The 25,319-nt window shown below is 73.1% G+C and carries 23 protein-coding genes; 14 read left to right on the top strand and 9 right to left on the bottom strand.

All coding sequences use genetic code 11. From position 1 onward, the window contains the following. Positions 1-27 precede the first annotated feature (27 nt). Positions 28-543: a MarR family winged helix-turn-helix transcriptional regulator gene (locus IF99_RS0109710; protein WP_030995978.1), complete on the top strand. Its 516-nt coding sequence runs from the start codon at positions 28-30 to the stop codon at positions 541-543. On the opposite strand, the gene IF99_RS0109705 is transcribed toward IF99_RS0109710, so the two are convergent. Next, positions 535-1,146 carry a CGNR zinc finger domain-containing protein gene (locus tag IF99_RS0109705; RefSeq protein WP_030995977.1) on the bottom strand — a complete coding sequence of 204 codons (612 nt, stop codon included), beginning with the start codon at positions 1,144-1,146 and terminating at the stop codon, positions 535-537. The genes IF99_RS0109710 and IF99_RS0109705 overlap by 9 nt on opposite strands. Before the next feature lie 76 nt (positions 1,147-1,222). On the opposite strand from IF99_RS0109705, the gene IF99_RS0109700 reads away from it, so the two are divergent. Next, a complete protein-coding gene (locus tag IF99_RS0109700) occupies positions 1,223-2,401 on the top strand; it encodes an MFS transporter (protein WP_030995976.1) in 1,179 nt (392 codons plus the stop codon). Between the two features lie 467 nt (positions 2,402-2,868). Here the strand turns inward: IF99_RS0109700 and IF99_RS0109690 are convergent, their stop codons facing one another. The 3 genes from IF99_RS0109690 to IF99_RS0109680 form a co-directional block, all read right to left on the bottom strand. Continuing rightward, the gene (locus tag IF99_RS0109690) at positions 2,869-4,254 is read right to left on the bottom strand and encodes a glucose-6-phosphate dehydrogenase (protein ID WP_030995974.1); all 1,386 of its coding nucleotides are present in this window, start codon (positions 4,252-4,254) and stop codon (positions 2,869-2,871) included. Beyond that, positions 4,251-6,107 (bottom strand): glycoside hydrolase family 15 protein, encoded by a 1,857-nt coding sequence (locus IF99_RS0109685; RefSeq protein WP_030995973.1) that lies wholly within the window; start codon positions 6,105-6,107, stop codon positions 4,251-4,253. Before IF99_RS0109685 ends, IF99_RS0109690 begins: the two co-directional genes overlap by 4 nt. Positions 6,108-6,246: 139 nt before the next feature. Next, on the bottom strand, positions 6,247-6,441 hold the full coding sequence (locus tag IF99_RS0109680; RefSeq protein ID WP_030995972.1) for a hypothetical protein: 195 nt from the start codon (positions 6,439-6,441) through the stop codon (positions 6,247-6,249). A gap of 345 nt (positions 6,442-6,786) precedes the next feature. Between IF99_RS0109680 and IF99_RS0109675 the strand changes: the two genes are divergently transcribed. After that, entirely contained in the window at positions 6,787-7,803 is a 1,017-nt protein-coding gene (locus IF99_RS0109675; RefSeq protein ID WP_030995971.1) for a Gfo/Idh/MocA family protein, read from the top strand. Positions 7,804-7,955: 152 nt separating this feature from the next. On the opposite strand, the gene IF99_RS0109670 is transcribed toward IF99_RS0109675, so the two are convergent. Then, positions 7,956-9,728: a glycosyl hydrolase family 28-related protein gene (locus IF99_RS0109670; RefSeq protein WP_030995970.1), complete on the bottom strand. Its 1,773-nt coding sequence runs from the start codon at positions 9,726-9,728 to the stop codon at positions 7,956-7,958. Between the two features lie 468 nt (positions 9,729-10,196). Between IF99_RS0109670 and IF99_RS0109665 the strand changes: the two genes are divergently transcribed. The 8 genes from IF99_RS0109665 (at position 10,197) to IF99_RS0109630 (ending at position 18,385) form a co-directional block, all read left to right on the top strand. After that, entirely contained in the window at positions 10,197-11,210 is a 1,014-nt protein-coding gene (locus tag IF99_RS0109665) for a LacI family DNA-binding transcriptional regulator (protein ID WP_030995969.1), read from the top strand. Positions 11,211-11,796: 586 nt separating this feature from the next. After that, complete coding sequence (locus tag IF99_RS0109660) at positions 11,797-13,155, top strand: extracellular solute-binding protein (RefSeq protein ID WP_030995968.1); 1,359 nt, start codon at positions 11,797-11,799, stop codon at positions 13,153-13,155. Positions 13,156-13,163: 8 nt separating this feature from the next. Then, a complete protein-coding gene (locus IF99_RS0109655) occupies positions 13,164-14,126 on the top strand; it encodes a carbohydrate ABC transporter permease (RefSeq protein WP_030995967.1) in 963 nt (320 codons plus the stop codon). Positions 14,127-14,141: 15 nt separating this feature from the next. Beyond that, a complete protein-coding gene (locus IF99_RS0109650; protein WP_030995966.1) occupies positions 14,142-15,101 on the top strand; it encodes a carbohydrate ABC transporter permease in 960 nt (319 codons plus the stop codon). A gap of 219 nt (positions 15,102-15,320) precedes the next feature. Then, entirely contained in the window at positions 15,321-16,931 is a 1,611-nt protein-coding gene (locus IF99_RS0109645; RefSeq protein WP_030995965.1) for an alpha-amylase family glycosyl hydrolase, read from the top strand. 576 nt (positions 16,932-17,507) lie between these two features. Then, positions 17,508-17,681 (top strand): hypothetical protein, encoded by a 174-nt coding sequence (locus IF99_RS33920; protein WP_158716586.1) that lies wholly within the window; start codon positions 17,508-17,510, stop codon positions 17,679-17,681. Positions 17,682-17,691: 10 nt separating this feature from the next. Further along, entirely contained in the window at positions 17,692-17,928 is a 237-nt protein-coding gene (locus tag IF99_RS0109635) for a hypothetical protein (RefSeq protein WP_030995964.1), read from the top strand. Between the two features lie 94 nt (positions 17,929-18,022). Beyond that, entirely contained in the window at positions 18,023-18,385 is a 363-nt protein-coding gene (locus tag IF99_RS0109630; protein WP_030995963.1) for a hypothetical protein, read from the top strand. Positions 18,386-18,469: 84 nt separating this feature from the next. Here IF99_RS0109630 and IF99_RS0109625 read toward each other — a convergent pair whose 3' ends face one another. Then, on the bottom strand, positions 18,470-19,060 hold the full coding sequence (locus IF99_RS0109625) for a TMEM165/GDT1 family protein (RefSeq protein ID WP_030995962.1): 591 nt from the start codon (positions 19,058-19,060) through the stop codon (positions 18,470-18,472). A gap of 519 nt (positions 19,061-19,579) precedes the next feature. On the opposite strand from IF99_RS0109625, the gene IF99_RS0109620 reads away from it, so the two are divergent. Then, positions 19,580-20,545: an LLM class F420-dependent oxidoreductase gene (locus tag IF99_RS0109620; protein ID WP_030995961.1), complete on the top strand. Its 966-nt coding sequence runs from the start codon at positions 19,580-19,582 to the stop codon at positions 20,543-20,545. 153 nt (positions 20,546-20,698) lie between these two features. Here the strand turns inward: IF99_RS0109620 and IF99_RS0109615 are convergent, their stop codons facing one another. Then, positions 20,699-21,469: an MgtC/SapB family protein gene (locus IF99_RS0109615; protein WP_030995960.1), complete on the bottom strand. Its 771-nt coding sequence runs from the start codon at positions 21,467-21,469 to the stop codon at positions 20,699-20,701. Positions 21,470-21,694: 225 nt separating this feature from the next. On the opposite strand from IF99_RS0109615, the gene IF99_RS0109610 reads away from it, so the two are divergent. Together IF99_RS0109610 and IF99_RS0109605 are read left to right on the top strand one after the other, a co-directional pair. Then, positions 21,695-22,186, top strand: a complete 492-nt coding sequence (locus IF99_RS0109610; RefSeq protein WP_030995959.1) for an ATP-binding protein — start codon at positions 21,695-21,697, stop codon at positions 22,184-22,186. Positions 22,187-22,495: 309 nt separating this feature from the next. Continuing rightward, positions 22,496-22,870 (top strand): DUF1232 domain-containing protein, encoded by a 375-nt coding sequence (locus tag IF99_RS0109605; protein ID WP_030995958.1) that lies wholly within the window; start codon positions 22,496-22,498, stop codon positions 22,868-22,870. Between the two features lie 46 nt (positions 22,871-22,916). Here IF99_RS0109605 and IF99_RS0109600 read toward each other — a convergent pair whose 3' ends face one another. Together IF99_RS0109600 and IF99_RS0109595 are read right to left on the bottom strand one after the other, a co-directional pair. Then, positions 22,917-24,140 carry an aminotransferase class V-fold PLP-dependent enzyme gene (locus tag IF99_RS0109600; RefSeq protein ID WP_030995957.1) on the bottom strand — a complete coding sequence of 408 codons (1,224 nt, stop codon included), beginning with the start codon at positions 24,138-24,140 and terminating at the stop codon, positions 22,917-22,919. 54 nt (positions 24,141-24,194) lie between these two features. After that, positions 24,195-25,190, bottom strand: coding sequence for a threo-3-hydroxy-L-aspartate ammonia-lyase (locus IF99_RS0109595; RefSeq protein WP_030995956.1), 996 nt, complete (start codon positions 25,188-25,190; stop codon positions 24,195-24,197). Between the last annotated feature and the right edge of the window lie 129 nt (positions 25,191-25,319).

Below are 25,319 nucleotides of genomic sequence, written 5' to 3'. Positions count from 1 at the left end.
ACCGGGGTGTGGCGCTACGCTGGAGCCATGACAGACACGACAGTGCCCGAGGAGGAGTTCCTGCGCCTCGACCGCCACATCTGCTTCTCCCTCAACGCGGCCTCGCGTGCCTTCGGCAGCGTGTACCGGCTGGCACTCAAGGATCTCGGGCTCACCTACCCGCAGTACCTCGTGATGCTCGTGCTGTGGGAGCACGGCGAACTGCCCGTCAAGCGCATCGGCGCGCTGCTGCGCCTCGACACGGGGACCCTCTCGCCCCTGCTCAAGCGCCTGGAGGCGGCGGGACTCCTGCGGCGCGAACGCCTCGCGAGCGACGAGCGCTCCGTCACCGTCCGCCTCACGTCGGAGGGTGCGGCCCTGCGCACCCGCGCCCTGCGCGTCCCGCGCACCATCGCCGCGGCCACGGGGCTCGGCCTCGACGAGGTCGAGGACCTGCGCGCGCACCTCGACCGCCTGACGGCAGCGCTCGACCGCGTGGCGGCGGAGGGACTGGCGGACGGACCGGCGGGGGACCGGACGGGTGAACGCGAACCCTCAAGCTGAGGGTGAGATGTCCGGCGCGGTCCGGGCCCGGTGCGCCGCCACGCGTTCCCGCGTCGCGCACCGCCGCGAGCAGTAGCGGCGCTGCGGCCCCGCGCCGTACGGGAGCAGGACGCGCGAACAGCCGCGCGCCGCGCAGACGGCGCCCGGTGGGCCCTGCCGCTCCCACACGACGGACAGGAGCGCGAGCGCCGAGGTGGCGCGGAACCACTCGTCCCAGGGCGCGTCATCGCTGGAGTCGAGGTGCGGGTGCCACGGCGCCGTGCCCTCGTGCGACGTGAGCCGGAGCGGACCGGCGCACCGCGCCAGCAGCGCGTTGAGCCGCGCCACGGCCGCCTCCGTGTCCGGCGCGATCAGGACCTCCCGCACCTCGTCCGCCGCCACCCGCAGCGCCGCCACGTCGTCGTCCGTGAGCCGCACCGGGGGCCGCTCCCCGTACTCCAGGAGGACGGCGGCGACCTCGGCGGGACGCGCCCCGTCCCCGTGCAGCGCGTTGACCAGCGCCACCGTCCGCGCCGCGACCCGGTCGTCCGCGAACCTCCCCAGCCACTCCGCCCGCTCCAGGCCGGCCGCCCGCACCCGGCGCACCCTCTCCGCCCGCTCCACGCCGTGCTCCTCTCCAGTGCCGTCGGAAAGTAACGCTACTGGTGCACCTTTTCGTTACCTCTCTACGCTCCCCGCCATGCCGCGCCGCCCGTCCCCGCTCGCCCGTCATCTCCTCGCCGCCGCTCTCGCCCGGACGGGCGACGAGATGGCGGGGCCCGCGCTGCTGTTGCTGGCACTGGGCGTCACCGGCGGCCCCGCCCGCGCCGGCGGCCTCTTCGCGGCGCTCCTCGTGAGCGCGGCGCTCGGCGGCCCCGTCCTCGGGGTACTCCTCGACCGCGCGCGGCGCCCCGGCCACCTGCTCGCGGCGGCGCTGACCGGGTACGCGGCCGGGCTCGCCCTCCTGCTCCTCGGGCTCGGCCGGGCCCCGTACGTCCTCCTCCTCGCGCTCGCTTTCCTCACCGGGCTCCTCGGTCCCGCTCTCTCCGGCGGCTGGACCTCCCAGGTTTCCGCCCTCGTCCCGCCTGCGGCTCTTCCGCGCGCCGCCGCTCTCGACGGCGTCGGCTTCACGGTCGCGACGCTCCTCGGCCCCGCTCTCGCGGGCCTGTGCGCGAGCCTCGCGGGCGCGCCTGTCGCCGTCGCGACGGCCCTGGCCCTCGTCCTCCTCGCGGCCCCGGCCGCTCTCCGCCTCCCGCCGCGCCGCCGGAGGGCCCGGCCGCCCCGTTTGCTCGCCGCCCTCGGCGCGGGCGCCCGCGCTCTGCGCACCACCCGCCCGCTCGCCCGCGCCACCCTCGTCAGCACGGTCTCCAGCGGAGGCCAAGGGGTCTTCGTCAGTTGCGCGCCCCTGCTCGGGGCGCGACTCCTGGGCGGTGCGGCGCACGGCACAGCGCTCCTCGCCCTGAGCGCCGCCTCCGCGCTCGCGGCGGGCGCCGTCCTCGCCCGCCGGCCCACCGCGCTGCGCCCGGACGCGCTTCTCGGCGCGAGCGTCCTGGTCCTCGCCACCGCGTCACTGCTCGCCACGGTCCCCGCACCCTGGGCGCTCGTCGCCGCCGTCCTGCTCACCGGCATCGGCGAGGGCCCGCAGCTCACCGCGCTCCTCGCGATCCGCCACCGCGACGCGCCGCCAGGGCTGCGCGGCCAGGTCTTCACGACGGGCGCGAGCCTCAAGATCACGGCCTACGCCCTCGGCGCGGCCCTCGCGGGCACCCTGGCGGCCCACTCCCTGACGGCGGCGCTCCTCGCGGGCACGGGCCTGCACCTCCTCGCGGGCGCGGCCTTCTCCGCCCTGCGTCCACCACCACCCGACGCCCAGCCGTGAACAAGCGGCGCGCTCACGAACGCGCCGCGCGTCCGTCACACGCCGAGCGGGAGGCGCCCCGGACGAGGCGTGCCAAGCCTTCCCGGCCTCGCCTGTTGCCTGATCACCGCCCGGCCACGCACGTCACTGCGGTCCCCGCCGGCAGGACATCAGGCCACGGCCGACCAGGCGAAGGAGTCGCCCACGCGCTGGACGCGGCCGAAGGGAACGTCGGCGAAATGGATGCCGAACCCGACCGTGTCCTCGTCGGCCAGCCGCCCCAGCACCTCCCGCCGGAGCCTGGCGGGCTCGTCAGGGGCGCCTCCCGCCCCCAAGCGCCGTCGGGCAGCACCGGCTACGAAGCCGGCCTCAGCGGTGACCTCCCCGCCACACACGGCGGCGAGCACGCGACGACCGCCCCGGTGCCGGGCGTCTCGCGTCGTGCGGCCGACGTCCGCCCGCCACGCGCTCCCGCGTACGGCCCGCCGTCATGCGGCGTCCCCGGGAGCGCCTGACCTGCGCCGCGGCCCCTCGGAGCCGGCCGCGTACTCCTCCAGGGGGACGAGGTTCTTCCGCCACGCGCTCAGGACCGGGGTCAGCACCCGCCAGGCCTCCTCGGCCTCGTCGCCGCGGATGGACAGCGACGGATCACCCGTCAGGACGTCCAGCAGCAGCCTGCCGTAGGCGGGCAGGTCGGGCGGTTGCATCGGCGCGGTCAGCGAGACCGGGGCGAGGGCCTGGGCGTTCGACCCGGTGGCCGTCATGTCGAGGGTCATCCCCTCCGGCTCCAGCCCGAAGCGCAGGACATTGGGCCGGGTTCCGCCGCCGTCGCCGAAGGGGAGGTGGGGCACGGCCCGGAAGCGCACCGCGACCTCCTTGCGGTCCCGTCCGAGCGCCTTGCCGCTGCGCAGCCGGAACGTCGTGCCTGACCAGCGCCAGCTGTCCAGTTCCAGCTCGACCTCGGCGAACGTCTCCGTCTGCCGCTCGGCCCGTACGCCCTCCTCGTCGGTGTAGGCGGGGACGGCGTGGCCGGCGATCCTGCCGGCCAGATAGCGAGCGCGGCGGGTCCTGCGCACGGCGTCCTGCTCGGTCAGCGGCCGGACCGACCGCAGCACGTCGACCTTTCGGTTGCGCAGGTCCCGCTCGCCCAGCGTGATCGGCGGTTCCATGGCCACCAGGCACAGCAGTTGCAGCAGGTGGTTCTGCACCATGTCCTTCAGCGCGCCGGTGCCGTCGTAGTACCCGGCCCGGCCCTCCAGGGCGAGGGTCTCGTCCCAGACGATCTCGACTTCCTCGATGTGGGTGCTGTTCCAGAGCGGTTCGAGCACCCGGTTGGCCAGTCGGCTCCCCAGGACGTTCTGGACGGTCGTCATGGCGAGGAAGTGGTCGACCCGGAAGACCGACTCCTCCGGCAGGAGCGCGGCGAGCAGCCCGTTGAGTTCCCGCGCGCCGTCCAGGTCCTCGCCGAAGGGCTTTTCCAGGACGATACGGCTGCCCGGCGGCAGGCCCGCCTCGTGCAGCGCGGTCACCGCGCGAGGGAAGAGGGCGGGGGGAAGGGCGAGGTAGACCGCGACCGGGTCCGCGCCGGCGACCACCGCGGCGAGGTCGGCGGCGTCGGTGACGTCGGCCTTGCGGTAGGACGCCGAGGCGGCGACCGCCGCGCGCGCGTCCGCGGGGCAGGTGGCGCCGTGCCGGTCCAGCTGTTCCGCGCACCACGTGCGGAAGCGATCGGTGTCCCAGTCCTCCTGGCTCGCGCCGGTCAGCGCGAAGTCGTCGCGCAGGTGCCCCGCGGCGCGCAGCGCGGCCAGCGCGGGCAGCAGGTAGCGGGCGGTGAGGTCGCCCGTGGCGCCGAATACGGCCAGTCGCCTGATCATGTCCGCGTACCTCCCCTGGCTCGGGTGGCCCGGGCGAGGTTCACGCCGCTGGCGATGACCCCGATATGGCTGAACGCCTGCGGGAAGTTGCCCATGAACTCTCCAGTGGTCGGGTGGATCTGCTCCGGCAGCAGCCCGAGCGTGCTCGCGCGGCCGCACAGCGAGGCGTACACCGCCTCGGCCTCGTCGAGGCGGCCCTGGGCGGTCAGGTTGTCGGCCAGCCAGAAGCCGCACAGCACGAAGGCGCCCTCCTCGCCGGGCAGACCGTCCGGCGAGTCGTCGTGCAGGTAGCGGTAGAGCAGCCCGTCACCGGCCGACAGGCGCTCCGCGACGGCCTTGGTCGTCGCGACCATCCGCGGGTGGCCGGCCGGTACGACCCGCCGCAGCGGCAGCGCGAGCAGACTCGCGTCCAGCGTTCCGCCACCGTCCAGGTGCGCGCTCAGTGTCTGCGCGCCGTCGTCCCAGGACTGCTCCAGGATGAGCCGGCGCAGCTCGTCGGCCGAGGCACGCCAGCCGGTCACGGGCCCGGGCAGGCCGAGCCGTTCGGCGATGGACGCGGCGCGGTCCAGGGCGACCTGGCACATTCCGGCCGAGTAGGTGAACACCCGGCCGGGGCTGCGCACTTCCCAGATCCCCTGGTCCGGCTGCCGCCACGCCTCCTGCGCGGTGTCGGCGAGCCGCACCAGGCCCGCCCACAGCGCGGTCGGCACCGGCTGGTCCGTACGCAGCCACTGGTCGGTGCGCAGCCACTGGTCGGCGCAGTCGAGGATCTCGCCGTAGAGATCGTGCTGGCGCTGATCGGCCGCGCCGTTGCCCCACCGCACCGGGGCGGAGCGGCGATAGCCCTCCAGTTCGGCGTCCTTGGTCTCCTCGGGCACGGGGCCGCCGTCGAGGTTGTACATGATGCGCGGGACGCGGCTGTGCTCGACGGCGTCGAGGACCCAGCCCAGGAAGGCGTCGGCCTCACCGGTGTAACCGATGCGCCGCAGGGCGAACACGGCGTAGGCGGCGTCACGGATCCACGCGTAGCGGTAGTCCCAGTTGCGGACGCCGCCGATCGGCGCCGGCAGGGCGGAGGTGGGGGCGGCGACCAGGGCGCCGTTGCTCCAGTCGTCGCACAGCTTCAGGGTGACGGCGGAGCGCCGCACCAGCGCCTCCTCGGGGCCGGCGTAGTCGAAGTGCCCCATCCAGCGCCGCCACGCCTCGGCGGTGTCGGCGAGGATCGCGTCGGCCTGGAAGCGGTGGTGGCGGTGGAAGCGGCCCCAGGACAGCACGAGGTCGAGACGTTCGCCCGCTTCGAGGTCGTACGTGCCGCGTGGGCCGGTCAGCGGGCGGTTGCAGCGCAGGTGCAGGCGCAGGTCCGGCCTGCGCGAGGGGCGCAGCGCCAGGCCGCTGAAGAGGGCTTCCGCCGAGGCGCCGCCCCGGGGCTCCAGGTCCACCCGCAGGCGCACCCGCCCGGAGAGGACCACGGCGGAGCGCACGAGTTCGTTCCGGCCCGCCGGGGAGTCGTCCGTGAGGTCGGCGCCGCGGCGTACGGCCAGCGCGTCGGTGAGGCGTACGACACCGGTGGCGCTCCGCAGTTCCGTGGTCAGCACCGCGGTGTCGGGCTCGTAGAACTGCCGGGCCTCGGTCACCTCCTCCGGCGAGACGGTGAAGTGGCCGCCGCGGCCGTGGTCGAGCAGCCCGCAGAACAGGGGGTCGGAGTCGAACCGGGGCAGGCACATCCACGGGATCGAGCCGTCCAGGCCGACCAGCGCGGCCGTCGCGCCGTCCCCGATGAGACCGAGGTCCTCCAGCGGCAGATAGCCCTCGCGCCTGCGAACCGGACGGAACGGGGGATCGGGGTCGTACATGGCTCCTCGCTTCCGCAAGCGACGGGACCGCCGGCGGGACCGCCGACCGGGCCGGGGGTGCCTGGACTGCCGGCCAGGGCGGTCGGGGCCTCCTGCCGGGCCCGCCGCAGATACCTGCCGGGGCGCCCTGCTCGGCTGCCTAGAAGGTGACCAGCACCTTCACGACGTCTTCGAGCTTCTCGTCCGAGACCTGGAAGGCACGCTCCATGTCGTCGAACGCGAACGTGTGGGTGGTCATGAGCGTGGGGTCGAGCCGCTTGGCCTCCAGCAGGCGCAGCAGGCGCTCCCTGCCGAGCCACCCTCCGGGGCACGGACCCCTCACGAACGCCTTCATGCGGCTTCTCCCTTCCGCGGGCCTGCCGGGCGCGCCGGGGCCGCCCGAGCCGGCGGCGAGGGCGATCCCGCCGGGCCGTGCCGCTCCGACCACCGTCACACGGGCGCCACCGGCCCGCGACCCGTGCCCCGGCCCGCGCCCGGGTAGCGCGCCCCCGCCCCCCTCCCGCTTCAGTCGGACGCTGCGGCCCTGGCGGTGGAGATGTACGTGCCCTGCCTGCCCTGACGGTGACGTCGTACGCCCCCCGCGTGCCCGTTCCGCTCCGTCGGCAGGGCCTCCGTGCGCGGCCCTCGGTGATCTACGCTGGCCGCCGGGCAGACACGCGGGTCAGTCGGGAGGCCAGGGATGGGCGAGGTACTGGGAGTCGCGGTGCTCGGCGCCGGGCACATGGGCGCCGACCACGTACGGCGTCTCGACCGGGTGGTGAGCGGCGCGCGCGTCGCGGCCGTCGCCGACCCGGACGCGGACCGGGCGCGGGCCGCGGGCGGGGCTGTGCCGGGCTGCACCCTGCACACCGACGCGCTGGCCGCGCTCGACGCTCCCGGGGTCGAGGCCGTCCTCATCGCCTCTCCGGCCGAGGCGCACGAGGCGGCGCTCCTCGGCTGCTTCGAGCGCCGCCTGCCCGTGCTGTGCGAGAAGCCCCTCGCCCCCGACGCACGCGGCGCGCTGCGCCTCGCCGAGGCGGAGGCCGCGAGCGGCGCGCGGCTCGCCCGCGTCGGCTTCATGCGCCGCTACGACCGCGAGTACCGGGCGCTGAAGGACCTGCTCGACGGCGGCAAGCTCGGCCGCCCCCTCATGCTGCACTGCACCCACCGCAACGTCTCCTCGCCGCCGCACTTCACCTCCGAGATGCTCATCGGCAGCTCGGTATCGCACGAGATCGACGCGGCGCGCTGGCTGCTCGGCGAGGAGATCGACGCTGTCACCGTGCTGCGCCCGCGCTCCACCGCACACGCCCCGCAGGGGCTGAAGGACCCGCAGTTCGTCGTCATGGAGACGAGCGGCGGCGTCCTCGTGGACGTGGAGATCTACGTCAACTCCGGCTTCGGCTACCAGGTGCGCTGCGAGGCGGTGTGCGAGGGCGGCAGCGCGCGCATCGGCGAGGACCACGCGATGGTCGTGCACTCCGCGGCCGGAGCGGGCCAGGAGATCGCGCAGGACTACCTGACCCGCTTCGCGGAGGCGTACGACACGGAGGTACGGGACTGGGTCGAGGCGGTCCGCGCGGGCGGGCCCGTCGTCGGGCCGAGCGTGTGGGACGGGTACGTCGCGAGCGTCGTCGCCGAAGCGGGCGTCGCCTCGCTCCACTCGGGCGAGCGCGTCCCGGTGCGGCTCGCGCCGAGGCCGGGCATCTACGCCTGAGCCCGCCCCGTCCACCGCCGAGCGCGAAGCCCGCGCGTTCCGGCGGCGGTCGGAGCGCCGCGTCTCGCAGGGGGCCGAGGAGACGGCGCGGTCCCGTGCCCCCACCCTCGGTACGGGGGCGGGACCGCGCCGTGGAGCCGCCGACCGGGTTCCTACCGGGGCTCCGGCCACGTCGTGCAGTCGTCCCACGTGGTGTCCCAGCCGCTGTTGCCGCCCGTGTCGTCGAGCGTGAAGGCACCGCTGCCCGCCGGGAAGGGGCAGTTGTACGTGCCCGCCGCGCCGACGCCGCTCGCGCGCACCCCGCCGATCGCGACCTGGCCCGGCGTCTCCGCCTGGACGACGACAGTCCCCACCGTGTCGACCGTGGCCCCGTCGACGGTCACGTTCCGCACCGCCTTGCCCGTGCCGCCGCCCGAGACGAACTCGAAGGCGCTGTACGGGCTGTCGGTGAACGTGGTGTCCGTGATGTTCACCTTCGCCTCGATGTCGCTGTCGTACGCGTCGACCCGCAGCGCGCCCATCGCGTGGCCCCAGTTGGGGTTGAGTGCCCCGGTGCGCACGAGGGTGTTGCCCGAGACGGTGAGGGTCCCGGCGAGCGGGAAGAAGGGATCGGCGAACTTCTGGTTGGAGATCGCGATGCCGCTGCCGAGCGCGTTGGTGTCGGAGACCAGGTTGTTGCTCACCGTGATGTCGGTGCCGCCGTAGATCGCGATGCCGTTGGCGAGGTTCGGCTGCGAGATGGTGTTGGAGTCGAAGACCGAGCCGGTGTCCGGTGCGTTGAGCGACCACATCGCGAGGGCGTCGTCGCCGTTGTTGCGCAGGAAGTTCTGCCGCACCTTGACGTTCTTCGCGCTGCCGTTGAGGTTGAGCCCGTCGGCGGTGGTGTCGAGGATGCGGTTGTCCTCCACGACGAGGTCGTCGTTGTTCCCCGTCAGCCAGAGGCCGACCTTCAGGTGCTGGAGCCACATGCCCGAGACCGAGGAGCCGGGGCCGAGCGAGCCGTTGACGAAATTGTCGGGGCTGGAGTCGTTGCGCTCGGTCACCTCGCCGATCACGGCGAAGTCCCTGAGGTGGGCCGCGCCCGCCGCGTTCGGCTGGTTGATGAAACTGGAGGAGTGCACGACGGAGTACCAGCTCCCCGCGCCCTGGAGCGTCACGTTCTCGACGCCGCTGAGCGAGGAGTTCACCGCGTAGTCCCCCGGTGGTATCCACACCGTGCCGCCCTTGGCGGCGGCGATCGCCTCGCGGAACGCCTGAGCCGAGTCGCCCCGGCCGCTCGGGTCGGCGCCGTGGTCGATGACCGACACCGAGCCGGCCGGCCGCGTGGCCGCCGCGGCGACCTGCTCGAAGTCCGCTACGTCCACGGTCACTTCGGCCGAGGCGGTGAGCGTCACGGTGTCGCCCGCCGCGAGATCCTGGCCGAGCAGGACCCGCGCGTTGTCGAGCAGGTGGTGTGTCCTGCTCCCCACGATCCAGGGAGTGTCCACATAGGAGTACTTCGAGGTGAGTGCGAGCTTCGCGTCGCTGGCCTTCCCGTTGACGGCGATCGCGAGGCTCCCCGTCTGCCCGTCGGCGATGTTGTACGCGACGGTGAGGGCGTTCGCCGCCGTGGGCGCCGTGAAGGTGATGCTCTGCCCGGCGCCGAGCCGGACCGCGCGCCGTCCGGAGGACTCGGAGGCCACGGTGCCCTGCGTGTAGTCGGGGCCGACGACACTGCCCGCGCTCTCGGCGTCCTCGGCCTCCACCGAGGTGAAGGGGAGCGAGGCGCCGGCCGCCGCCGCGACGGGCTCGGGGGCGACGGGGCGGGGCGCGGCGCTCGCGATGGGCGACAGCAGGGCCGCGGTGGTGGCCGCGGCGGCGACGGCGACCGCGAGGGGGAGCAGCCGACGGGATAGGGACGGGGGAGTGGCCGATGATCCGGTCATGGGCATGACACCAGGCACGGCAGTGCGCTCTTCGCTGGTACGCATGGGGTGGTGCGCCTTCCTGTGGGGGGAGGGACGCCCGCCGTGGGCACGGTGGGCGTCCAGGGCCTGTCTTCGATCTCGCCTCGTCCCGCAAGGCGGCCGCGTGGCAGAGGCGAGATCGAAGACAGGCCCTGGGCGGGCCTCACCCTAGGGCGGCCTCCGCTTCACAGCAAGGCATCGACAAGCTTTCGTGAATTCCTGCTGGCGCGGTGGAAGTTTGCGAACAGCGTGCGCGGTCCGCAGCCCCGTCCCGGATCTGCGGGTTCCCGTGCCCGCCTCGTAAGTGCCGCTTTTTCGAGGGACCTCCAGGACGGGCGGGCCTGCCCGTCCTGGCCGGGAAGCGGGTGCCGGTACCCCTGTCAGCGATGGAAGGGCATCACCGCACCACGTCGGATATCAAACAAGAGCTGCGTTAATCTTGCGGTCATGACGCGACGAATTGCTCAGGTGGCCAAGAAGGTCGGGGTCAGCGAAGCAACGGTGAGCCGGGTGCTCAACGGGCGGCCCGGCGTCGCCGAGGCCACCCGGCAGTCCGTGCTGACGGCCCTCGACGTCCTCGGTTACGAGCGGCCGACCCAGTTGCGCGGCGAGCGAGCCCGCTTGGTCGGGCTCGTCCTGCCCGAGCTCCAGAACCCGATCTTCCCCGCCTTCGCCGAGGTGATCGGCGGCACCCTCGCCCAGCAGGGGCTCACCCCCGTGCTGTGCACCCAGACCAAGGGGGGCGTCTCCGAGGCCGACTACATCGAACTACTCCTCCAGCAGCAGGTGTCCGGGGTGGTGTTCGCGGGCGGCGCCTACGCCCAGGCGGACGCCTCGCACGAGCACTACCGCGTCCTGGCCGACCGCCGGATTCCCGTGGTGCTCATCAACGCCGCCATAGAGACGCTCGGCTTCCGCACCGTCTCCTGCGACGACGGCGTGGCGCTCGAACAGGCGTGGCGGCACCTCGCCTCGCTCGGCCATGAGCGGATCGGCCTCGTCCTCGGCCCCGAGGGGCACATGCCCTCACGGCGCAAGCTCGTGACGGCCCGCGCGGTGGCGCGCGCGGCCGGGGGCGAACTGCCGCCCGAGCGTGTGGTGCGCGCGATGTTCTCGCTGGAGGGCGGGCAGGCCGCCGCCTCGCGCCTCCTCGATCAGGGCGTCACGGGGATCATCTGCGCGAGCGACCCGCTCGCCCTCGGCGCGGTGCGGGCCGCCCGCAGGCGCGGCCTCGACGTGCCGGGACAGGTCTCCGTCGTCGGCTACGACGACTCGGCCTTCATGAATTGCGCGGAGCCGCCGCTCACCACCGTGCGCCAGCCCATCGAGGCGATGGGTCGCGCCGCCGTGGAACTCCTCAGCCTCCAGATCGGCGGGCGCACCGTGCCGCCGGGCGAACTGCTCTTCGAGCCCGAACTCGTCGTGCGCGGCTCCACGGGCCAGGCCCCGCGGCACAGCTGAGCAGTCCATGGGCCGGTACGGGTGCGGGGCGGACACCGCCCGGCATCCGCACCACCTCTCCTTCTGCCTTCCGCGGGAGGCGCCGGGCCCCTGGCGAAAGGTGCCGGGCCGTCACATCCCCCGACAGCGCGGAGTCGGTAACTTTCGGAACACCGTCCGGTCTCCGTCAGGTCTTCGCCCCGGAGTGCGCACTCCGGACTGTGGCTGTCCGGCCGCGTGGAACCGGGCGGAGTGACGCGTTCCACGCCCCGTGGGGGAGCGTCCCGGGGCACTCTGCGGGGATCGCCGTCCCCTCGCCCGAGGGCCCCCGTCCCCTGACGCCGCACCAGGTCCCAGCCAGGTCACACCCCTCGAAACCGCTGTTCAGCGGCCCCTCGCGGGGCTCGTGAGACGGCGGAAGGCGCGGGACGGCACCAAGGGTGCGCGAAGAACTTCTCCGTGTACCCGCCCTCAGCAGCATCCAAGCGACTGTCAAATAATTGCGAAATCACGGCGACATATTGCGGACATTCATGGTTAGTGATTGAGTGAGCGCCGCCACACAGCGAAGCAGCTGTGGGTTTCCCATCCCTAGAGGGGTCCACCGATGAGAAGCTCCGGGTTCCGCCGTACTTGCACCGTTGCTGTCGCGTCCGCACTGGCGCTGACGAGCCTGGCCGCCTGCGGCTCGGACGACGACGGCAAGGGCGGCTCCGCCGACGGCAAGACGAGGATCACCGTCAACTGCGAGCCGCCGAAGAGCGCCAAGATCGACCGGAAGAGCTTCGAGGACGACATCGCGGCGTTCGAAAAGGCGCACAAGGACATCGACGTCACCGCGCACGACGCCTTCCCCTGCCAGGACCCCAAGACCTTCGACGCCAAGCTCGCCGGGGGCCAGATGGAGGACGTGTTCTACACGTACTTCACCGACGCCAAGCACGTCGTGGACATCAACCAGGCCGCGGACCTGACGCCGTACGTCAAGGACCTCAAGTGGTTCCAGGACATCCGGCAGGAACTGCGCGATGTCTACACCGTCGACGGCAAGGTCTACGGGGTGCCGCGCACGAACTACTCGATGGGCCTTATCTACAACAAGGCGCTCTTCAAGAAGGCCGGTCTCGACCCCGAGAAGCCTCCGGCCACCTGGGAAGAGGTCCAGGCCGCCGCGAAGAAGATCGCCGGTCTCGGCAACGGCACCGTCGGATACGCCGACTACAGCGCCCAGAACCAGGGCGGCTGGCACTTCGGCGCCGAGATCTACTCGCAGGGCGGCTCCCTCGTCACCGAGGACGGCAAGAAGTCCGCGGTCGACACCCCCGAGGGCAAGGCCGTGCTGCAGAACCTCAAGGACATGCGCTGGCGCGACAACTCGATGGGCAGCAAGCAACTGCTCATCATCAACGACGTGCAGCAGATGATGGGCTCCGGCAAGCTCGGCATGTACCTCGCGGCGCCGGACAACATCCCGATCCTCGTCAAGGAGAAGGGCGCGAAGTACGAGGACCTCGGCCTCGCCCCGATGCCCGGCGGCAAGGGCACCCTCGCGGGCGGCGACGGCTACATGTTCAACAAGAAGGCCACCCCCGCGCAGATCAAGGCCGGGCTGAAGTTCCTGGAGTTCCAGACCAACACCCCCGGTCAGGGCCTGAACAACTGGAAGCGCGCCTCCGAGAACAAGGCCCCGGTCGGCCTCCCCGAGCCGCGCCTGTGGACCGGTGAGCGCGACAAGAAGGACCTCGCGCTCAAGAAGCAGTACGCCAACATGCCGGTCGAGAACTACCAGGCGTTCATCGACGGCGCCGACACCGTCGAGCCGAAGCTGGAGCCGGCCGGCGCGCAGCAGATCTACACCGTCCTCGACTCGGTCGTCTCCTCCGTCCTCACCAAGAAGGACGCCGACATCGACAAGCTCCTCAAGGACGCGGACTCCAAGATCAACGGCATTCTCGCCCGAGGCTGACCACACTCATGAAGACTGCTCAGGCACCTCAGCGGTCCGCCGCGGCGCCGCCCCCTTCCCTCCAGGGGGCGGCCCGCCCGGCGGGCCACGGGCGCGCCGACCGCTGGCGCCGCGCCCTCGTCCACAACCTCCGCGCCTACGCCTTCCTCATCGGGGGCATCGTCTGCTTCGCGGTGTTCTCCTGGTATCCCGCGATCCGCGCGATCATCATCTCGTTCCAGAAGTACATCCCGGGGTCGGACCCGGAGTGGGTGGGCTTCGACAACTTCACCGCGGTCTTCCACGACCCGGAGTTCGCCACCGCCTGGAAGAACACGGCGATGTTCACCGTGTTCGCGCTGGTCATCGGCTTCGCCGTGCCCTTCCTCATGGCACTGGTGCTCAACGAGCTGCGCCACGCGAAGAGCTTCTTCCGGATCGTCGTCTACCTCCCCGTGATGATCCCGCCGGTCGTGAGCGCGCTGCTGTGGAAGTGGTTCTACGACCCGGACGCGGGTCTGATCAACGAGGTCCTGCGCTTTCTCCATCTGCCCACCTCGGACTGGATCTTCAGCGCCGACACCGCCCTCGTGTCCCTCGTTCTCGTCTCGACCTGGGCGAACATGGGCGGCACCGTCCTCATCTACCTCGCCGCCCTCCAGGGCATCCCGGGCGAGCTGTACGAGGCGGCCGAGCTGGACGGGGCGAACATCTTCCAGCGCGTACGGCACGTCACGATCCCGCAGACGCGGTTCGTGATGCTCATGCTGATGCTCCTCCAGATCATCGCCACGATGCAGGTGTTCACCGAGCCCTTCGTCATCACCGGCGGCGGCCCCGAGGCGTCCACCACCACCGTGCTCTACCTGATCTACAAGTACGCCTTCAGCTACCAGAACTTCGGCGGAGCCTGCGCGCTGAGCGCGATGCTCCTCGTACTGCTCAGCCTGTTCTCCGCGGTTTACCTGTGGCTCACCCGGACCAAGGACTGAGAGGAGACAGCGCAGATGACCGCCGTCCTGCCGCCCACCGAAGCGGCCCCCGTGCCCCCCACGCGCCGCGGCAAGCGCCGCGAGAGGCGTGAGAGCGGGCCGTCCGTCCGCACCCTTGTCTCGCCGCTTGCCCTCGCCCGCACCAAGGGCAAGGTCCTGTACTGGACGTTCTTCACGCTCGTCGTGATCGCCTTCGCGCTCGCCTTCCTCTTCCCCGTGTACTGGATGGTCACCGGGGCGGCGAAGCCGGCCGACGAACTCACCCGGACGCCGCCCACGCTCTACCCCGAGCACTGGCAGTTCTCCCACTACACCGACGCGTGGGACCAGATGGACCTGCCCACGCACCTGTGGAACACGGTCGTGCAGGCCTTCGGTGCCTGGGCCCTCCAGATCGTCTTCTGCACCGCCGCCGCGTACTCGCTCTCCAAGCTGAAGCCCGCCTTCGGCAAGATCGTGCTCGGCGGCATCCTGGCCACGCTCATGGTGCCGGCCCAGGCGATGCTGGTCCCCAAGTACCTCACCGTCGCCGACCTGCCGCTCATCCACACCAGCCTGCTCAACGACCCGCTCGGCATCTGGCTCCCCGCCGTCGCCAACGCCTTCAACCTGTATCTGCTGAAGAACTTCTTCGACCAGATACCGCGGGACGTCCTGGAGGCCGCCGAGATCGACGGGGCGGGCAAGCTCCGCCAGCTCTGGTCGATCCTGCTGCCGATGTCCCGCCCCGTCCTCGCCGTCGTGTCCATCCTCGGCCTGGTCGCGGTCTGGCAGGACTTCTTGTGGCCGCTCATGGTCTTCTCGGACACCGACAAGCAGCCCATCAGCGTGGCGCTCGTGCAGTTCTCGCAGAACATCTCGCAGTCCACGCAGATCGGGGCCATGGTCATCGCGTCGATCCCGATGCTCCTGGTCTTCCTGGTCTTCCAGCGGCACATCATCGCCGGCATCTCCGCCGGCTCCACCAAGGGCTGACGACCGCACCGGCCGGCCCCACGAGGGAGCCGGCCGACAGCCCCCTCCCGCCCTGCGCGCCGCCGCCCCCGCCTCCGACCCCGCCGCGTGGGTGGCGGCGCGCAGCCCCCGACTCCGGCTCGGCGCCGTACCGACGCCCCCGGGCGACGGGGGCATGACACCGCCTCACGTCACGGCGCCGCGGGCACGACCCGCCGACGCCCGAAAGGACACGCAACGATGGAAGGCAGCTCCCGGGAGCCCGCAGGGCCCGACTGGTGGCGTTCCGCCGTCATCTACCAGGTCTATCCGCGCAGTTTCGCGGACGGCAACGGCGACGGCACGGGCGACCTGGCGGGTGTCCGCGCCAAGCTGCCGTACCTCGCCGAACTCGGCGTCGACGCGATCTGGTTCACTCCCTGGTACCTCTCTCCGCTCGCCGACGGCGGGTACGACGTCGCCGACTACCGGACGATCGACCCGGCCTTCGGCACCCTGGCCGAGGCCGAGAAACTCATCGCCGAGGCCCGCACGCTTGGCATCCGCACCATCGTGGACATCGTCCCCAACCACGTCTCCGACCAGCACGCCTGGTTCCGCGCCGCGCTCGACGCGGGCCCCGGCAGCCCGGAGCGGGAGCGCTTCCACTTCCGGACGGGGCGCGGCGAGCACGGCGAGCTGCCGCCCAACGACTGGCCCTCGCAGTTCTCGGGCGACACCTGGACCCGGGTCGAGGACGGTGAGTGGTACCTCCACCTCTTCACGCCGCAGCAGCCCGACCTCAACTGGGACCACCCCGACGTCCGCAAGGAGCACGAGGACGTCCTCCGCTTCTGGTTCGAGCGCGGCGTCGCGGGCGTACGCATCGACTCGGCGGCCCTCGTCGCGAAGGACCCGGCGCTGCCCGACTACGTCGAGGGCGTCGACCCCAACCCGTACATCGACCGCGACGAACTCCACGACATCTACCGCTCCTGGCGCCGCGTCGCCGACGAGTACGGGGGCGTCTTCGTCGGCGAGGTGTGGATGCCGGACGCGGAGCGCTTCGCGCGCTACCTGCGCCCCGACGAGCTGCACACCGCCTTCAACTTCAACTTCATGAGCTGCCCCTGGGACCGCGACCAGCTCCGCGAGGCGATCGACAGCACCCTCGCCGAGCACGCCCCGGTCGGCGCCCCCGCGACCTGGGTGCTCTGCAACCACGACGTGACCCGGACCGTGACCCGCTACGGCCGCGCCGACGACACCGGCTTCGCCTTCGAGCGCAAGCGCTTCGGCGTCCCCAGCGACCTCGCGCTCGGCACCCGCAGGGCCCGTGCCGCGGCCTTGCTCTCGCTCGCGCTGCCCGGCTCGGTCTACGTCTACCAGGGCGAGGAACTGGGCCTGCCCGAGGCGGACATCCCCCTCGACCGCGTCCAGGACCCGATGTACTTCCGCTCCGAGGGCGTCGACCCCGGCCGCGACGGCTGCCGCGTCCCGCTCCCGTGGACCGCCGACGCCCCCTACAGCGGTTTCGGCTCCACCAGCGAGCCGTGGCTCCCGCAGCCCGAGGGCTGGTCGGCCTACGCCGCGGACGCCCAGGCCGCCGACCCCGGCTCGATGCTCTCGCTCTACCGCGCCGCGATCCGCGTGCGCGCCACCGAGGCGGGCTTTGGCGACGGTCCGCTCGCATGGCTGCCCGAGACCCCGGGTGTGCTCGGCTTCGCCCGCCCGGGCGGGCTGCTGTGCCTCGTCAACCTCGGCCCCGAGTCCGCCGCGCTGCCCGCGCACGAGAGCGTCCTGCTCGCGAGCGGCCCGCTCGACGAGGGCGGACTGCTCCCCACGGACACGGCCGTGTGGCTGCGGCGCTGAGCCCGGCGGACGACCGCCGAGGAGGCTCCCGGACGGTCCGGGTGCGCGCCTGACCGCGCGCCCGGACCGTCCCGGAGGAGCCTGGGACCGGCCGCCGGAGGCGACACCGGCGGCCGGTCCCAGGACGGGCGGATGTCGGGATGCGGTCGCGGCCGGTGGGGGAGGGGAGGGACGCCGCCGGGGCCGCAGCCGTGGCCCGGTCCCGGACCCCGCCGTGGGCTGCGGCGGCCCCTCGGCGTAGTGCCCCGCTGTGACCCACGTGCACCGCGAGGCGGGAACGGGACGCCTCGGCGGGCCCGGAATGGTTCCGCGACCAAAATGTGACCCCCGTCACAGGATTGTGCGACGATGGCCGGGGCACAAGCAGGTCGACGCCAGCTCGGAGCTGACCCTTCCCCCCGGGTCCCCGAGTTGCCAGCGGCCCCGCCGCCCTTCTTCCCCCGAGGGCACGGCGGGGCCGCAGTCTTTCGCCCGCCGCCCGCGCGGTGGCTGCTTCCCGCCCACTCCGTGTGACCGGCGTCCGTACGGGTACCCGAACGCGGTCCCCACCGGCCGCGAAGCGAGAGGAGAGCCGCCGTGCACGACAGCGCAGCGCACCCGACCCCGATACCCACCCCGCCGCCACCTCCCGAGGGCGAGGTGCGCACCCACCTCTCCGGCAGGCCCGAGGCGGGAAGCGCGGAGGCCGAGGCGCCGCAGCCGCCCGATCCCGAGTGGCCCGCGGGCAACGTCGTACGGGGACTGGACTGAGGAGGAGCACATGGGAGAGCAACCGCCGAAGGCCCCCGGGGAGCACGGTCGTCCCCCGGTGCCGAGAGACCTGCCCGACCAGCAGCGCAGCCCCGGCGAGGACCCCCTCGACGTGGCACCGCCCCCCTCGCGTGACGGCAGTGAGGAAGTGCCCGACACGGACGAGGGCGGTACGGGGCGGGCGGGGCGCCCGCACACCGGAGACGCCCACGGGAGCGGCCCGGCCCCGCAGGAATCCAGCGGCTGACGGCCCCGGTCGCGCGCCCGCGCCCGGCGGCGCACGCTGGAGAAGAAGCGCGGAACGGCCACCCTCACGCCCTCACGACGGGAGGAGCACCACCATGGATCAGGATCAGCCCGGACAGGTCGTCGTCGAGCTGGAGGGCCGCTCGGCACGCGATGCCGACGCCGTCCTCACCGCCCTCGCCGGAGCCTTCGGCACCGACCGCGCGGCGAGCGACACGCCGAGCGAGACACCGGGGGAGCGGCCCACGGTCTGGAGTGCCACTTTCGACACCTCCGACCGCCGGGGTCACGCCTCGCCCGTGCGTATCGAAGCCGCCATCGACCTCACCGCGCAGGGCGGTTATCACGCGGTCACCGACCTCCAGGAAGCCCTCGACGAGGTCTACACGGTCGAGGTGCTCGGCTCGGCCTCGGGCGACCAGGAAAAGGAGATCCAGCTGCGGCTGACCCCGGCCTGACCGCTCCGTCCGTCCGCGGACGGGCGCTCCGGCCGGGGCGCCCGGGTCTCCCCGAGAGGTCGCTCCCCGGGCGACCCTCCCGGGTCACCCCGTGAAGATCTCCACGAGCGACCAGATGGCCAGACCCGCCATGCAGACCCCACCGATCCGCTGCACCGTCTTGAGCGGCACGCGCTTCGCGATGAACCGCCCGGCGAGCAGCGCGAGCGCCGAGACGCTCATGAGCGCCGCCCACGAGCCGATCGCGACCGAGAGCGTGCCGCGCGAGGCCGCGAGGTTCGCCGTGGTGATCTGCGTCAGATCGCCCCACTCGCTGATGAAGACGGCCATGAACGCCGTCGTCCATACCGGCCAGAAACCGGTGACTTTGCGGCTGCTCGCCTCGTCCTCGCCCTCCTCGTCCCCCGCGTCGGCCCGGAAGAGAAGCACGGCGCCGAAGCCGAAGAGGAGCGCGGAGACGAGCGAGACGATCCACGTGGGCAGCAGCCCGATGAGGCTTCCCGCCGCGCACGCGATGACGACGTGCACGAGGAAGGCGCTGGAGGTGCCGAGCCACACATAGAGGGGCCGCATACGGGTCCCCATCGCCAGCGAGGCGAACATGGTCTTGTCGGGAAGCTCGGCGAGGAAGATGAGGCCGAAGGCCGTGACGATGGCGAGCGGATCGAGAGACATCGAAGCGGTGCCGGTCTTTCGTGAACGGGGCCGCGGCCGCGATCCGTGCGCCGCCCGGCGGGAAGGACCACTCGGCCACGGCACGACGAGCGCGCCCACGGGCTCGCGGGCACGGTCCTGCCTGGCCGAAGGTCTCGTCCACCGCCCGGCGCACCGGGCGGCCCGGTCGCCGGGCCCGCGTCCACCTCCCGGCGCACACGCGGCCAGTATGTCGACATACCGGTATCGCGGGACTACTCCCCTTCGTCAGGCCCCAGAGTAACAAGCCCGAACGGGTGCCCGGACGCCCGGGCGTCCGTACCAGGCCGCGCGCACCGTCCGCCGGCACGCCCCGCGCGAGTCGCGGCACGTGCCCTTCGCCGCGCAGGGGGCGGCCCGGAGAGCGGCCTGAGGAGGCGGAGAACACGCACCGGGGGACACATCCCGCGCTCCGTCAGCGCGAGCGCCCGGATGCGTGTCCGGCACCCGCTCGGCAGGTTTGGGGTTTGACCTGCCCTCCGCGCGGTCACACCGAGTGCCATGCCACGCATCGGATACACGCTCATGACCGAACAGGCAGGCCCCCGCGAGCTGGTGTCGCACGCGGTCGGTGCCGAGGAGGCCGGATTCGACTTCTCCGTCATGTCCGACCACTACTTCCCCTGGCTGCGGGAACAGGGCCACGCGCCCTACGCGTGGAGCGTCCTCGGTGCCGTCGCGCAGGCCACCGAGCGCCTGCCGCTCATGACGTACGTGACCTGCCCGACCCTCCGCTACCACCCCGTGGTCGTCGCCCAGAAGGCCGCGACCGTCCAGCTCCTGTCCCAGGGCCGCTTCCGCCTCGGCCTCGGCTCCGGCGAGAACCTCAACGAGCACGTCGTCGGGCGCGGCTGGCCGGCGGCGCCGGTCCGCATCGAGATGCTGGAGGAGGCCGTCGGCATCATCCGCGCCCTGCTCGACGGCGAGACCGTCCACCACGACGGCAAGCACTTCACCGTCCAGGACGCCAAGCTCTGGGACCTGCCCGAGACCGCGCCCCCCATCGGCGTCGCCGTCTCCGGGCCCCGCTCCTGCGCCCTCGCCGGACGCCTCGCCGATCTCGTCATCGCCACCGAGCCCAAGGCGCGGCTCCTCGCCGACTTCGACCGCTTCGGCGGCACCGGCAAACCCCGCGTCGGCCAGCTCCCCGTCTCCTACGACCCCGACCGCGAGGCCGCGCTCACCCGCGCCCACGAGCAGTTCCGCTGGGCGCTCGGCCCCTGGCCGGTCAACGCCGAACTCCCCGGGCCCGTCTCCTTCGCCGGGGCCACGAGCAGCGTCACCCGCGAGGACGTCGCCGCCGCGATCCCCTGCGGCGACGACGTCGACGCCTTCGTCGAGGCGGTACGCGCCTACACCGACGCCGGGTTCGACGAGGTCGCCCTCATCCAGGTCGGCGGCGCCCACCAGGAACCGTTCCTGCGCTGGGCACGCGAGCGGCTGCTCCCCGCGCTGCGGAGGCTGTGAGAGGCGACGGTCCGAGGGGCCGGTACGGGTACGAGGTCTCCGGTACGGGCGCGTGGGCCCGCGACGGCGCTCGCGGGCCCCTTCCGGGCGCGCGGGGTCAGCGGCGGTCGCGGAGCGCCGCCGGGCAGCGCCGCCCCGTGCCCGTACCGCCGTTCACTCGGCCGCCTCCGCGCGGTCCGAGGTGACGTCGAGCACCCCGTCGAACTCCGAGAGCGAGGCGACGAGCGCGTAGACGCTCCCCGAGCCCTCCACCTCCAGCCACACCGACCGCGCCCCGGTCTCCAGCTCCTCCTCCTCGGCCAGTGAATCCTTCCTTCTGGACGGCCGCCCGGGTCGCTCCACGCTCACCTGAACGACCCGGAAGCCCATGTCCGTGCACTCCTTGAGCACCCGGGAGAGCACACCGCTCCCCGAGCGGTAGCTCAGCGTCAGGCCCGCCTGCTCGACCGAGGAGAGCGCGGGCAGCCACCGCGTGAGCCAGGGATAGCCCCACACGACGAGGAAGTGGACGAGCGTCGCCGCGATGCCGAGGAGCGGCAGCCCGCCCCCGCAGGCCATGCCGATGGCACACGTCAGCCACACGGTCGCCGCCGTCGTCAGACCGCGCACCGCGTCCCGCCGCACGAAGATCAGGCCGCCGCCGATGAAACCGATCCCCGAGACGATCTGCGCCGCGACCCGCGACGGGTCGAAGGACACGTTCTCCAGTCCGAGCACCGCGTTGAAACCGTGCTGCGAGACCTCCATGAAGAGGGCGCTGCCCACCCCCACCAGCGTGTGGGTGCGCAGGCCGGCACTCTTCTGCTGCACCGCCCGCTCGGCGCCGATGAGCGTCGAGAGCAGCAACGCGAGACCGATCTCGGCGAACTGACGGGCCCCCTGCCCGGCCGCCGGATCGAAGAGCGACATCGCCAGCGCCTGCATCCGCCCACCTTCCTTCCGCGCGCGGCCACCGGCACCGCGGGCGTCCGCCCGGCACCGGCCCCGTACGCACATCCGTCACCGGCCGCCGCCGAGCCTATCCACGCCCCCCTCTGTGACCCCGCTCACACGCGCGGCCATGTGTGCGCCCCGGCGACCGGGGTATTCGCGGAAAGCCGGGCACAGCAACGCGTCCCGGTGGGACACGCGTACGGGGGGCTGGAGACCATGAACGAGTACACGACGACGGCGATCCCTCCCGCGCTGGGGTACGTCGGCGCGGTGGACGGAGCAGGAGCCGCGGGGCACACCGCGCCCGCCCAGCCGCTCCACCAGATCGCGCACTTCGACGGCACCCCCGGCAGCGTCGCCGCCGCGCGCGCCGTCACGACGCGCTTCCTCCACCGCCTCGGCGCCGAGTGGTGCGCACGCGTCCCGGAGCGCACGACGGGGGACCTGCACCTCGTCGTCAGCGAACTCGCCACCAACGCCGAGCGCCACGCGGGCGGTTTCCACGCGCTGGAGCTGACCGGCGACGCCACGCACGTCGTCGTCACCGTCCACGACACCAGCCCCGTCGCGCCGAGCTTCCTGCCGCCCGACCCGGCCCGTGTCGGCGGCCACGGACTGGAGATCGTCCGCGCGCTCAGCCGAGAGGTCCGCATCGCCCGCACCGCCGAGGGCAAGTCCGTCGGGGCGGTCGTCGAGCTGCCCCGCTGAGTCCGTCCCCCAGGCGCCGGTACCGTCCGCCTCTCCCGCCGCTGGAGGACCCGAGGCGAGGCGCTCGCCCCTGACGGCGGGTCACGCGCACGCGCCGGTGGCAACACCCGCACCCTGTTCGCGCGCCTCGGCTTCGGCCTCCTCGCGGTCCCCGCTGTCCCCTTCCGGGCGAGGGTCTCCAGGCCGCGTGCGCCGAGGCCGCGCGCTCTCCGTCCCCCCGAACGGCCCGCGCTCAACCCGCGCCGTGCGGGTACACGACCCCCAGGAGCGGGGGCGAGGGCCCTCGCGAGGGCGGGCAGGGAGCCTGGCATGAGTGACGACACGCGGAACCTGCTGATCGTGCTCGGCGTGTTCGCCGTGGCCCTGCTCGCCTTCGCGCTCGTCCTCGCCGTCCGTCTCGTCCGGACCCGCAGGACGCTGCGCGAGGCCGGGCTCCCCGCGGGCAAGCGCTGGGTCTTCTGGGGCGCCCTGCTCTACCTCGTCCTCCCCACCGACCTCGTCCCCGACCCCGTCTACCTCGACGACATCGGCGTCCTGCTCCTCGCCCTGCGCTCCCTGCGGGCGGGGGAGACGGGCGCGGCGGTGCGGCACGTGGCGGGACGGGCGACGCGGGTCACGCGCGGAGCGCGCAAAGAGGTCGGACAGGCGCCAGGGGCCGGGTACCCGCCCCACCGCGGGGAGTGACCCGCGAGCGAGGGAGAACGCCCGCCCGCTCGCCCCCGCGGGAGTGTCAGGCCGCCTCGCGCTCCGCCGCGGCGAGCAGCGCGGGCAGCCGCTCGGCGAGGTACGCGTACTCCTCGGGGCGGTTGTAGACATGCGCCGACAGCCGCAGGAATCCGCGCCCGTCCCACGACGTGACCGAGACCTCGCAGCGCAGTTCGTCCGCGATGCGCAGCTGGAGCGCCGCCGCGCTGTCCCGGTCCGTCGCGAGGACGGGGGAGAGGGGGATCAGGCGCATCGAGGGCGCCTCGTTCACGCGGACGCCCGCGAGGTCGGCGCGCAGGGCCTCGGCGAGGAGCGCCTGCGCGGCCGTGACCGTGCGGTCCATCGTCTCGCGTGCCGCCTCCCAGCCCCCGCGCTCCGCGAAGAACGCGAGGGAGCCGGGGACCGCGAGCCACCCCGTGACGTCCTGCGTGCCCTGCTCGTCGAAGGAGTGCGGGTACGGGTTCGGGGCGCCCCAGGAGTTCACGAGCGGCACCAGTTCCCGCGCCACGTTTTCGGCGGCCACGAGCGCCGCCGTGCCGCGCGGGCCGCACGTCCACTTGTGCAGGTTGCCCGTCCAGTAGTCGGCGCCCGAGGCGTGGCCCAGCGGATCGGCGAGCAGCCCGGGAGCGTGCGCCCCGTCGACCAGGACCCGCGCCCCGGCGGCGTGCGAGGCGGCGACGATCTCCGGGAGCGGGAAGAGCCGGGCGGTCGGGGAGGTGATCTGGTCCACCACGACGAGCGCCACCGGGGCTCCCGACGCCAGCTTCTCCGCGAACAGCGAGCTGATCTCCTCCGTGGACGCGTCGAGGGGAACGTGCACGGTGTCCACGACCGCGCCGTGCGGCGCGGCGACGCGGCGCACGCCCATCGCGACCGCGCCGTAGGTGTGGTCCGTCATGAGGATGCGCGCGCCCGCCGGGAAGCGCAGCGAGGCGAGGACCGTGCTCGCGCCCGCACTCGCGTTGGGCACGAAGGCGAGCGAGTCCGGGGAGGTGCGCAGGAAGGCGGCGACCTCGGCGCGGGCCGCGGCGATCCGCCCGGTCAGCGTCCGCCACCACGCGTCGGGGTTGCCCTCCATCTCGGCGCGCAGCGCGGCGAGATGGTCGAGCACGGGGCGCGGTACCGCGCCGAAGGAACCGTGGTTGAGGTGGTGTACCTCCGGGTCGAGGGCGAAATCGGCGAGTGCGGGCAGGGCCCGCGCCGCCTCCGCACCGCCACCGGCCCCCGGCTTCTGCACCTGCGTCGTCATCCCTGGCCTTCCTCTGGAGGCGGGCGGACCCGGTGGCCTGCCCGCGTCCCGAGGCTACGGCGTGCGCGTTCCGGCCAGCAGCCCGGCGTACCGCTCCAGGTCGACGTTGCCGCCGCTCACCAGGACCCCGACCCGCTTGCCCCGCCACCGCTCCGCCTCCGCGTACAGCGCGGCGAGCCCGAGCACACCGGTCGGCTCGACGACGAGTTTCAGGTAGGTGGCCACGTCCCGCATGGAGGGCGCGAGGGCCGCGTCGGGGACCGTGAGGATGTCCGTGACCGCCTCCTTGACGAGCGGGAAGGTCAGCTCGCCGAGCGCGAGGGTCTGCGCCCCGTCCGCGAGGGTGCGCGGCGGGTCGATCCTCACGATCTCGCCGCGCGCGAGGGACTGTCTGCCGTCGTCGCCCGCCTCGGGCTCCACACCGAACAGCGCGCACCCGGGGGCGACCTCGCGCGCGACGAGCCCCGTACCGGCGAGCAGACCCCCGCCGCCGAGCGGCACGAAGAGCGCGTCGAGCGGCCCCGTCTCCTCGAACAGCTCCAGGGCCGCCGTGCCCGCTCCCGCGATGATGTCGGGGTGGTCGAAGGGCGGCACGAAGGCGAGCCCGCGCCGAGCGGCGAGGTCCGCCGCTATGGGCGCCGGGTCACCCGCGTACCTGTCGTAGAGCACCACTTCGCCGCCGTAGCCGCGCGTCGCCGCGAGCTTGCTCTCCGGGGCGTCCTCGGGCATCACGATCGTCGCCTCGACGCCGAGCAGCCGCGCCGCGAGTGCGACCGCCTGCGCGTGGTTGCCCGAGGAGTACGCGACGACGCCCGCCGCCCGCTGGTCCGCGTCGAGTCGCGAGATCGCGTGGTAGGCGCCCCGGAACTTGAAGGCGCCCATCCGCTGGAAGTTCTCGCACTTGAAGTGCACCTCCGCGCCGGTGCGTTCGTCGAGCAGCCGCGAGCGCAGCACCGGCGTGCGGTGCGCGATCCCGGCGAGGCGCGCGGCGGCGGCCACGACATCCGGATAGCGGGGGAGTACAGGTGCGGGCACGGCGTCAGCGGTCATGCGCGCGAGCCTAGGCCAATCGCCGCACGCCTAGGCCGTTTCCTCTGGATCACCGCGCTGACCAAATGAAGATGGCAGCGAGATGGAGTGCGGCAAGGTAGATGGTGGCGGTCTTGTCGTAGCGAGTGG

This window comes from Streptomyces sp. NRRL F-5630, from assembly GCF_000719475.1.
Lineage (GTDB): Bacteria > Actinomycetota > Actinomycetes > Streptomycetales > Streptomycetaceae > Streptomyces.
The sequence above is the reverse complement of the archived record's forward strand: the minus strand, read 5'-3'. Positions and strand labels throughout refer to the sequence as shown.